Raw genomic sequence first — 9,846 nt, 5'->3', positions numbered from 1 at the left:
AAGCACGCCGCCAGCGTTCGTCCTGAGCCAGGATCAAACTCTCCAAACAATGTCTGAAGAAATCCCGGCGGACACCACACACACATGTGCGATGCCAACCAAAGGAACCATCCCCGCACCCACAAAAAGAGGCACGAAAGACGGAGGTTAATGCATAATCATGCACTGGCTTTTAACACACTGTTGAGTTCTCAAGAAACGGACGCGTACACCATCACCCAGACCCTAAGGCCCGAACTCCGGGGCTTCCATCTCGTATGCCCTCATCCTACCGAACCCGCTTGACCAGAAGCAAACCGCGCCGTTACCAGCACTTGACTTCCAGCCACCCGAACCCACTAGCATTCGAGCCACCCCGTCTCCAGGGCAACCCCTCTAACTTACACACTCTGTCGCAGTCACGCAAGTGAACTACGAAGATTTTTTCGAGGGGTCGTCGTCATCGCGTCCACGCAGCCCAGAACCACTTGATGCGATCTAGGGATGGTGGCCGGGCGATGCCGACGACAAAAGATTAGCAGGCCCCGCGCGGCCCTCGATCCATTACAGGCAACGATCGAGTAGAACCTTTCGGCTCACGGGGCAAGACCAGTACAACAGGCGGTAGCAAGGAAGAATTCCCGACCGGATCGAGGCAGACCGTGAGCGATCGAACTGCCCCCCGAGCGCTGGTGATACTGCTGGTCGCGGCCGCGGCGGTGGTCGTGCTGGCCGGCATCAAGGCGATCGACTCCATCGCGGGGCCCGTCGTGCTGGCGCTCGTCCTCACCATCGCCGTCTCCCCGATCCGGGACTGGCTCGTGCGCAAGCGGGCACCGAGCTGGCTGGTCGTCGCGGTGCCCCTGTCGGTGGTCATCGTCGTCCTGCTCGGCATGGTGGCGATCCTCACCACCGCCGTCGTCCAGATGGCGGTGCTGGTGCCGACCTACTCCGCCCAGTTCAACAAGCTCGTGGCCGACGCCCAGAAATGGGCGGCGGCCCGCGGCATCGCCCCTCAGGTGAACGAAGCGCTCCGGTCGCTGGATCCGGGGAAGATCTTCGAGTTCGCCCAGGGGCTCGTGTCGAGCCTGCTCGGCGTGGTCTCCAGCCTCTTCCTCATCGTGATCCTCCTGCTGGCGATGAGCCTGGACGCGCCGATCACCTCGCGGATCATGTCGGCCGCGGCGGCCGAGCGCCCGGCCATCGCCGATGCACTCACGGCCTTCGCCTACAAGACCCGCCGCTACCTGCTGGTGTCCACGTTCTTCGGCCTGATCTGCGCGGCCCTGGACGTGGTCGCGCTGTATCTGCTCCACGTGCCGCTCCCGCTGCTGTGGGGAGTGCTGGCCCTGATCACCAACTACATTCCGAACATCGGATTCGTCATCGGGCTGGTGCCTCCCGCCCTCCTGGCGCTGCTCACCGGCGGCCTCCGGAGCATGATCTTCGTGATCGTGGCCTACATGGTGATCAACGTCGTGGTGCAGTCCTTCATCCAGCCGAAGTTCCTCGGCGACGCGGTCGGGCTGAGCACGACGGTGACCTTCCTTTCCCTGATCATCTGGGCGACGGTGCTGGGGCCGCTCGGAGCTCTGCTCGCCATCCCGCTCACCCTGCTGACCCGTGCTCTGTTCATCGACAGCGACCCCGCTGCCAGGTGGTCGGGCGCGCTGGTCTCCGGTGAGATCCCGAAGGATTGACGAGCCCGTAGGGCCAGGTCACCTCGGCATCGCGGCCCCGCGCCAGGGCTCGCGAAGGTCAGGCCGACGCGCCCACCGGCGAGCGGGGGGTCTCGGATCTGGAGGCCGGAGTGAGGCTCTCGGACCGGCGCGTGCCCCACGGCATGGCGGCGACGAGGACCGGCAGCAGCAACGCCGAGCTCATCGCCCACGGCGAGTGCAGGAACCACCAGCGCACGTCGTCGAACTGCGTCAGGTACAGGTATCCGACGGCCGCCCAAGTGGAGGTGCCGATGATGGCGGGCCAGGCGAAGCGGGTGGGCCGTGCCACGAGGAACGGCATGAACCACATGAGGTACTGGGCGCCGAGACGCGGAGTGACGACCATGAAGGCCAGTAGCAGCGCAGTCGTCAGGTCGACGGGGTCCGCGCGGCGCCATAGGAAGCCGACGACCAGCAGCGTGCCGTAGATCATCCACTGGCCGTACCGGGCGAGGTCGGCGTTCAGCGTCCAGTCGCCGCCCACCACGAGCGCGGTCCACCCCCATTCGCCGATGATCGGGCGCACGTCGCCGATGGTCTGGATGACCTTGGGAAGCTCCGCGAGTGACGTGCCGGCCCCGATGGGCAGGGTGATCAGGAAGAAGATGGGCGCGACGCCGGTCGTGAAGAACGCGTAGGCGCGGGACCGCAGGTCGGGCAGGAACAGCAGCATGCCGGGAACCAGCCAGATCGGCCAGCTCTTGGCGCAGAGCGCGAGGCCCATGAGCAGTCCTGCGATGATCGCGTTGCGCACGGGCCGGGACGTCCTGGCGTTCCTCGCCACGATGAAGGCGGCGACGCCGAACATCAGGGAGACCGGCTCCACCTGGCCGTGCACCGCCGCGACGAGCACCGCGAGCGGGTTGCAGGCGTACTGGAAGGCGCGCAGGCCGGCGTCCTTGCCGCCCGCGAGCTTGCCGACCAGGGGGATGAGGATGATGTCGGAGACCACGGTGACCAGGCGGCCGGCGATCTCCCACGGGATGTGCATCCAGAGGAGTAACCCGTAGACGTACGGGATCGTCGGGAGGAAGTGCCACCCGCCGTCGCTTCCCAGCACGGGGTCGCGGTGCGCGAGGATCGCCTCGCCCGCCGGTTTGAAGCTGTTCATGAAGTCGACCGGCTGCCAGGTGTCGGCCGCGGACAGGATCATGATCAGGACGCGGACCCCGATACCGACGGCGAGCGCGACGGCCAGAGAGGGCCTCCAGCCCTTCCACTGTGCGACGACCGCGAGCACGACACCTGAGACGAGGACGAACCCCGTGAGAATTGCGTAGTCCATGACGCTCTCTAGCCTGCCGGAACGCAGGCCAAACCGACCACTCGGGCGGGAAAATTGCCATCATCTATCCAGAATTGCTCACACAAAGAAGTGTTTTGACTCCTATGGGTGACGATCACGTGGTCAGTGTGCATTAGGGTGGTCCGTCCTTCGGGCAAGCGTGCGGCCCGCGCGCTCCGTGGGGGGTCGGAGCCGCGCGGGCCGCACGGTCATCGGGCCTCCGGCCGCTCGCCGGCCGGGGGGCGAGAGCGGCTGCGGGGCGAGAGCGGCCGTCCAGGGATCAGGGGGCGGCCGCGCTCACATCAGAAACCCGCGGTGATCGAGGTGAACTGCCAGTCGGTCTGGGCGATGCCGCTGCACGACGCGTTCACGCCGCCACCCGGGCAGGGCCGGTCCCGGTTGACGGACCAGAAGGCCAGCCGCGCCAGACCCTTGGACTTGGCCCAGTCGCGGATCTGGGTCCAGGTCGCCGGGGTGGTGGTCTCCTGCTGGTCGGACAGGCCGTTCATGCCGGAGATGCCCATGTGGGCGTAGGCGGTGGCGTCCGACCAGCCGAAGGCGGTCTTCAGCGCGTTCTTCAGGCCTTCGGAGGCGTTGACGGTGCTCTGGTACATGTCGGCGCCGCCGCCGAAGTCGAACGGCATGATCGTGAACACGTCGATGTTCGCGCCGAGCGCCGCGGCCTGGTTGATGAGGCGGGTGCCGTAGTACGTCGGGCCGGTGGTGCTGGTGCCGAACGTGACGATCGTCGTGATGCCCGGGTTGTTCTGCTTGACGATCTTCAGCGCGTTCAGGATGCGGTCCTGCACTGCCTCGTTCTCGAACTCGTCGCTGTTCTCGATGTCGATGTCGATGGCCTTGAGGCTGTAGGCGTTGATGACCTGCTGATAGGCGTCGGCGAGGGCCTGCGGGGTGGAGCAGTTCGGGCCGAGCTTGTTGCCGCTCCAGCCGCCGAACGACGGCACGATGTCACCGCCGGCCGCGCGGATCTGGGAGATGGCGGTCGCGTCCGCGCTGCCCTGCAGCGGGCGCTGGCCGTCCCACGCCGCGTTGCAGCCGCCGCTCGACAGGATGAACGCCATGGTGAACCACTTGACCCCGGTCGCGTTCATGACGGTCGTCGGGTTCGGCGGGTCGCCCCAGCCCATGTAGAGGTATGGTGCGCCCTTTCCGCCGGTGGGCTGGGTGCAGCCGGTGGTCGTACCGGTGACCGAGCCGCTGGCGGCGGACTCTCCGACCGAGTTGTACGCCTTCACGGTGTAGGTGTGCGTGGTGCAGGCACTGAGCGAGCCGATGGTGGCCGAGGTGCCGGTGACCGTGGCCCGGACGGTCGACCCCTCGTACACCCGGTAACCGGTCACGGTGCCGCTGGACGCCGGCCAGGACAGGGAGATCGACGTGTTCGTGGTCGCCGTGACGGTGGGCGTGCCCGGTGCCCCGGGAGCGCCGGGGTTGGTGGTGCCGCCCGAGCACGAGGCGCCGTTCAGCGTGCAGTTCAGCGGCGTGCCGAAGTTGCCGGGGCTGCCGTTGAAGCCGAAGCTGGTGCTCGCGCCGGCGCCCAGGGTCGGCGCCCAGCTCGGGTTGGTGAAGGTGTAGTGCTGCCCGCTCTTGGTCATGACCGCGTCCCACGCGGTGGTGACGGAGTAGCCGGCGGGGAGGTCGAAGGCGACGGTCCAGCCGTTCAGCGTGCTGGAGGTGCCGTTGGTGATCGTGTACTTGCCCTCGAACCCGCTGCCCCAGTCCTGGGGCTTGGTGAAGGTCGCGGTGGCCGAGGCCGCGAGGGCGGACCCGGTCGTCACGACCAGTACGGCCGCCGCGGCGAGCAGCGCCGCAACGCATAGACGGATAAAGCGCATTAAATCTCCCTTTCAGCCGGTACGGCGGAGCGCGAGGCGTACCGGCGGACGGATGTGGGGCCGGTGCGGGCCTCGTCAGCCGGTGAAGGCCTTGAAGATCAAGGTGAATTCGTACGCCGACTGGCTGACACCGCTGCAGGTGGGCGAGAGCGTGCCGCCGGGGCAGCCGCCGTTGTCACGGCCGACCGACCAGAAGCCGATCCGGCCGACGTGGTTGGACTGGGCGTAGGCGAGCAGCATGCGCGCGTCCGCCTGCGTGGTGGTCTGACCGGTGTCGTTCTTGCCGATCATGGGGGTGAGGCCGAGAAGGCGCTTGATCTGGGCATCGGTCTTCGACGGCCAGATGGCCTTCATCTGGGCGACCGTCGCGTTGGCGGCCGACACCATCGCGTCGCCCCAGTTGCCGGAGTAGCCGAAGTCCATCAGCATCGGGTTGACCAGGACGTTCAGTCCCCTGGCGGCCGCGTCCTGCAGGATCTGGACCGAGAACGGATCCATCCCGTAGTCCTGGCCCTGGATGCGCATCGTGTAGCTGATCACGGTGCCGCGCTCCGTCTGCAACTGCTTGAGCGCGGAGTTGACCTTGGCGATGTCGATGGAGGCCTCGACGTCGACGTCCAGGTAGTTGGTGCCGACGGTGTCGAGCACCTTCTTGTAGGCCGCGAGCAGCTCCGCCGAGGTGCCGCAGCTGTGCTCCAGGTACGGCCCGATGGCGCCGCCGGTCGCGACGATCACCTGGCCGCCCTGGGCCTGGAGCCCGCGGACGTCGTTGATGATCCGGGAGTCGTTCAGCGGGATCGTGCCGCCCCAGGCGGGGTTGCATCCGGTGCTGTCGCCGAGCGCGAAGGCGAGGGTGTAGTTCTTCACCCCGGTCGCACCGGCGGCGGCGACCAGCGACGGCGTGGCCATCGTGATGTCGATGTAGGGGGCGACGAGGATGCCGCCCGTGGGCGGCGGCGTCACCGTGGGAGTGGGCGTGGGCGTCGGCGTCGGGGTGGGCCCCGTCGGGGTCGGGGTGGGCGTCGGGCTCGGCGTGCCGCCCCCGCCGCAGGACGCGCCGTTGATCTTGCAGTTCAGGGGCGAGCCCGGGCCCGAGCCGACGAATCCGAAGGAGGCCGAGGCGCCGGGCGGGATGGATCCGTTGTACTCGCGGTTCTTGAACGTGTAGTGGGTGCCCGACTGGGTGAGGAGCGCGTCCCAGTACGTGCCGGCGGTCGTGCCGGACGGCAGGTCGAACTCGACGGTCCAGCCGTTCACCGTGCTCGACGTGCCGTTGGCGATGGTGTACTTCGCCTCGAACCCCGACCCCCAGTCGGACGTCTTGACGAAGGTGGCGCTCACCGAGGCGGCCTGCGCGCCCGGAGGCACGAGCACCACGACGAGGAGGCTCGCCACGGCCGTGAGGAGAAGCAGGGGCAAGGTGCGTCGCATGATCGCTCCCATGCTGGCGGAAGGCGGGGCGTACGCGTCCCACGGACGGGGACGTCGGGAGTAGGGAGGGGAAGGGCGGCTCATCCCGGTGGATCTCCGCAGCTCAAGCAGGGTGTCAGCGTAGGAGGGGGGCGAGGCACCGACGGCTCCGTTGGGCGCTACTTTTAGGAAAGTTTCCTAAGAGTTGCCGTGATCGTAGCCCCGCCGCAGCATGCCCACAAGACCCAAACGGCGAGGTTTTCCCCCAGGCAGGCGCGATCTGACAACGCGGAGGAGCTGGTCTACCCGCCTGCCTGGAGACATACGGTCCACGCCCGAAATGCGTTCATCACACGGGATCAGCACCGGTTCACCGAGGACCGCCGAGCACCGCCCGCGCGGCGCCGGGACGCCTGCCGGCGAGATGCCAGGAGACCGTCAGCGTCGTCGTGTTCGGCTACCTGTTCGGCGGAGCCGCGTCGGGGGACCGGGCGGAGCGGTGGCGTACGCCCAGGGGCAGGACCACGCCGTCGTCGCTCTGGACCTCCATCGGCCCGAGGATGGATACCCGCACATCCGACATCCTGCCCTGGCTCCCGCCGGGAGGGCGCGTGAGCGCAGGGAAGTCTGTGCCGGTATAACGTGATGAATCCCTCGGATACCTGGAGTTCAGCGGCATGTTCTTCGGCATCACCAATATCTGGGCCTACGTGGTCGGGGCCTTTCTGATCATCCTTCTCCCCGGCCCCAACTCGCTGTACGTGCTGACGGTCGGCGCCCAGCGCGGCGTCCGGACCGGTTACCGGGCGGCGTGCGGGGTATTCGCCGGGGACACGGTCCTCATGGTGCTGTCGGCCGCCGGCGTGGCGTCGCTGCTGCAGTCCACCCCGCTGCTGTTCAACGCGGTTAAGTACGCCGGCGCGGCGTACCTGGCATGGCTCGGCTTCAACATGATCCGCGCGGCGATCAGGTCCTGGCGTGGTGAGAGGCAGGGCGTGCAGGAGGCCGAGAAGCCGGCCGAGCCGGTGGCCGACCTGGCCGATCCGTTCAGGAAGGCTCTGACGATCAGCCTGCTCAACCCGAAGGCGATCTTGTTCTTCATCTCGTTCTTCGTGCAGTTCGTCGACCCGCACTACGGGGCTCCGGCATTGTCCTTCTTGATCCTGGGCGCGATCTGCCAGCTTTTCAGCGCGATGTACCTGTCCACGCTCATTTTCGGCGGCGTGTATCTCGCGAACCAGTTCCGGCGCCGGCGCAGGCTCTCGGCCGGACTGACCTCAGGCGTGGGCGCACTCTTCCTGGCCTTCGGCGCCAAGCTCGCCACCTCCAGCCTGGGCTGACCGCCGCCGGCCGGCCCCGATCAGCCGTCGTTGACCTTCAGCGCGACGCTGACCAGCGAGAGGAACATCTCGGCGTCGGCACGGTCCTCGATCTCGATACGGACCCAGTCTGTGTTGTGACCTGGTGTGACACGATGGGAGTTGGCGAGCACCCGGGCCCATCGGTCGATGAGGGGGGCGGTCAGCAGCAGTTCGGCGGTGTGGTCACCCGACATGCGGATGATCTCGCGGCCCCGGGCACGGAAGCGTATCGCCTTGCGGGTGTGGCTGACCGCGAGATCGGGCCAGCGTGTGAGCTGGACGGCGACATCGGCCACGCATCCGGCCGACAGGGGGACATGCGTGCGTGAGAGCACTGCCATGCCTTCATGCTCCCGGTCGGTGCGCCATCCGGAAACCCTCTGTTCCCGAACCGTTATCCGATGTTCAACCACTTCAAGAGGGGCAGGCATATCCGCAGTCCGCCCAATGATCCCTTTAAAGGATCTTATTCCGCATATGTACGCCTTACTCAGACATTGTGTACGGTGGGCCACCAATGACCATAATTCGGCGTTTCAGTGGAGTTTCGGCAATCCCATCCCAGGGTAGGTGCCGAAGCTTTAGCGTCGGTCATCCACCGTCCTCCCTGGGAGAAGCATGAACGCTCCGTCCTTCACCCTGCCGAGGATCACCGCGCTCCTCCGTCAGGCAGTGCCCAAGCTCCTCGAAGGCGTCGTCGCCCCGCTCGCCGTGTTCTACACCGCCCTCGCCGTACTCGGCCTGGACGGGGCACTGGTGGCCGCGGTGACCTGGGTGTACGCAGGTGTCCTCTGGCGGGTCGTCCGCCGCCGTCCGGTGCCCGGCACGATGATGCTCGCGGCGATCGCCATCACCGCGCGGGCGGCGCTGGGCTGGTGGACGGGCAGTGCCGTCGTCTACTTCCTGCAGCCTGAGCTCGGCACGATCTGCATCAGCATGGCCTTCCTGGCCTCCGTGCGGCTGAACCGTCCCCTGGTGCAGAAGCTGACCCTCGACTACATCCACCTGCCCTCGGCCGTACTGCGGCACGAACGGGTCAGGCGGTTCTTCGCCCGCATCACGCTGCTGTGGGCGTTCGTGCTGCTGGCCAACTCGGCGGTCAGCATCTGGCTGCTGCTGCACCAGTCGATCGGCACGTACCTGCTGGTGCGGACGTCGGTGGTCGCGGCCATCAGCGGCGTGGCGGTCGGCGTCTCGATCTACGCGTTCCGCAGGGTGCTGCGCCGCCTGCACGCCGACGCCCCCACCCCCGCCGTCACCGCCGGTTAGCCGCCGGCTCCCGCGATCGCCTCCGGGCTCCCGGCTCTCATTCCGATCACCCGCGCTCTGACGGCCTCCGTCTCCGCCTTCTCCTTCGCCTGTCCGCGATCCCCCTCCGCGTGTACGAGATGTCCATGGATGGGTAAAGATGGGGGGGTTTCTAGCGTGGAGAGGACAGAAATATGGGATGCGCACTCGTGACCGGAGCGTCGCGGGGACTCGGCGCGGTCATCGCCGAGCGTCTGGCGGCCGACGGATGGACGGTCGTCGTCAACTACGCCAACGACACGGCGGGCGCGACCGCCGTGGCGGACCGTATCGGCCGGGCGGCCCACGTGGTGCGCTTCGACGTGACCGACGAGGAGGCGGTGCGGCGCGGCGTCGCGGAGATCCGCGAGAAGGCCGGCCCGATCAGTGTCGTGGTGAACAACGCGACCGGCCCGCAGCCGATGATGCCGATCGAGAAGCAGACCTGGGACGACCATCTCGACCAGCTAAGGTTCTTCGTCAAGGCGCCGCTGCTGCTCCTGCACGCCGTGCTCCTGGACTTCCGGGCCGCGGGCGAGGGCAGGGTCATCAACATCGGCAGCGAGGTCGCCGATCTGGGCAATGTCGACTTCGGGCACTACGTGTCGGCCAAGGCCGCCATGCACGGTCTCACGCGGTCGTGGGCGCGGGAGCTCGGGCCGCTCGGCATCACGGTCAACACCGTCGAGCCGGGGTGGATCCCGGTGGAACGCCATGCGGGCGATGATGTGAGCGACTACGTCACGAAGGTGCCGCTCGGCCACATGGGCGTTCCCGTCGACGTCGCCGAGGCCGTCGCCTTCCTGGCCTCACCGGGTGCGAAGTTCATCACCGGCCAGCGACTGGCCGTCAACGGCGGCAACACCATGAGCTAACGAGGGAGTTCATCGTTTGTTGATTTCAACAGGCGATGAGTTTATGGTGAGGTCATAGACATCCGATGCGCC

General features: G+C 67.3%; 8 protein-coding genes. 4 read left to right on the top strand and 4 right to left on the bottom strand.

The window, feature by feature from the left end:
• The first annotated feature begins 641 nt into the window (after positions 1-641).
• Complete coding sequence (locus MYF83_RS13455; RefSeq protein ID WP_248960616.1) at positions 642-1,679, top strand: AI-2E family transporter; 1,038 nt, start codon at positions 642-644, stop codon at positions 1,677-1,679.
• 58 nt (positions 1,680-1,737) lie between these two features.
• On the opposite strand, the gene MYF83_RS13450 is transcribed toward MYF83_RS13455, so the two are convergent.
• From MYF83_RS13450 to MYF83_RS13440, 3 genes are all read right to left on the bottom strand, one after another.
• Entirely contained in the window at positions 1,738-2,985 is a 1,248-nt protein-coding gene (locus MYF83_RS13450) for a glycosyltransferase family protein (RefSeq protein ID WP_248960615.1), read from the bottom strand.
• 302 nt (positions 2,986-3,287) lie between these two features.
• A complete protein-coding gene (locus MYF83_RS13445; RefSeq protein WP_248960614.1) occupies positions 3,288-4,841 on the bottom strand; it encodes a cellulose binding domain-containing protein in 1,554 nt (517 codons plus the stop codon).
• A gap of 75 nt (positions 4,842-4,916) precedes the next feature.
• Entirely contained in the window at positions 4,917-6,272 is a 1,356-nt protein-coding gene (locus MYF83_RS13440; RefSeq protein WP_248960613.1) for a cellulose binding domain-containing protein, read from the bottom strand.
• Between the two features lie 656 nt (positions 6,273-6,928).
• On the opposite strand from MYF83_RS13440, the gene leuE reads away from it, so the two are divergent.
• Positions 6,929-7,591, top strand: a complete 663-nt coding sequence (gene leuE, locus MYF83_RS13435; RefSeq protein ID WP_248960612.1) for a leucine efflux protein LeuE — start codon at positions 6,929-6,931, stop codon at positions 7,589-7,591.
• A gap of 20 nt (positions 7,592-7,611) precedes the next feature.
• Here the strand turns inward: leuE and MYF83_RS13430 are convergent, their stop codons facing one another.
• Positions 7,612-7,953, bottom strand: coding sequence for a luciferase domain-containing protein (locus tag MYF83_RS13430; protein ID WP_248960611.1), 342 nt, complete (start codon positions 7,951-7,953; stop codon positions 7,612-7,614).
• Positions 7,954-8,230: 277 nt separating this feature from the next.
• On the opposite strand from MYF83_RS13430, the gene MYF83_RS13425 reads away from it, so the two are divergent.
• Together MYF83_RS13425 and MYF83_RS13420 are read left to right on the top strand one after the other, a co-directional pair.
• Positions 8,231-8,881, top strand: coding sequence for a VC0807 family protein (locus MYF83_RS13425; protein ID WP_248960610.1), 651 nt, complete (start codon positions 8,231-8,233; stop codon positions 8,879-8,881).
• Positions 8,882-9,054: 173 nt separating this feature from the next.
• Positions 9,055-9,774 carry an SDR family oxidoreductase gene (locus MYF83_RS13420; protein ID WP_248960609.1) on the top strand — a complete coding sequence of 240 codons (720 nt, stop codon included), beginning with the start codon at positions 9,055-9,057 and terminating at the stop codon, positions 9,772-9,774.
• The last annotated feature ends 72 nt before the right edge of the window (positions 9,775-9,846 follow it).

Origin of the sequence: Sphaerisporangium perillae, assembly GCF_023276435.1 — a bacterium.
Taxonomy (GTDB): Bacteria; Actinomycetota; Actinomycetes; order Streptosporangiales; family Streptosporangiaceae; genus Sphaerisporangium; species Sphaerisporangium perillae.
The sequence above is the reverse complement of the archived record's forward strand: the minus strand, read 5'-3'. Positions and strand labels throughout refer to the sequence as shown.

Bases quoted from the DNA above. Each gene is read 5' to 3' on its own strand.
- MYF83_RS13450 (WP_248960615.1), bottom strand. From the start codon at position 2,985: ATGGACTACGCAATTCTCACGGGGTTCGTCCTCGTCTCAGGTGTCGTG.
- MYF83_RS13445 (WP_248960614.1), bottom strand. From the start codon at position 4,841: ATGCGCTTTATCCGTCTATGCGTTGCGGCGCTGCTCGCCGCGGCGGCC.
- MYF83_RS13440 (WP_248960613.1), bottom strand. From the start codon at position 6,272: ATGCGACGCACCTTGCCCCTGCTTCTCCTCACGGCCGTGGCGAGCCTC.
- leuE (WP_248960612.1), top strand. From the start codon at position 6,929: ATGTTCTTCGGCATCACCAATATCTGGGCCTACGTGGTCGGGGCCTTT.
- MYF83_RS13430 (WP_248960611.1), bottom strand. From the start codon at position 7,953: ATGGCAGTGCTCTCACGCACGCATGTCCCCCTGTCGGCCGGATGCGTG.
- MYF83_RS13425 (WP_248960610.1), top strand. From the start codon at position 8,231: ATGAACGCTCCGTCCTTCACCCTGCCGAGGATCACCGCGCTCCTCCGT.
- MYF83_RS13420 (WP_248960609.1), top strand. From the start codon at position 9,055: ATGGGATGCGCACTCGTGACCGGAGCGTCGCGGGGACTCGGCGCGGTC.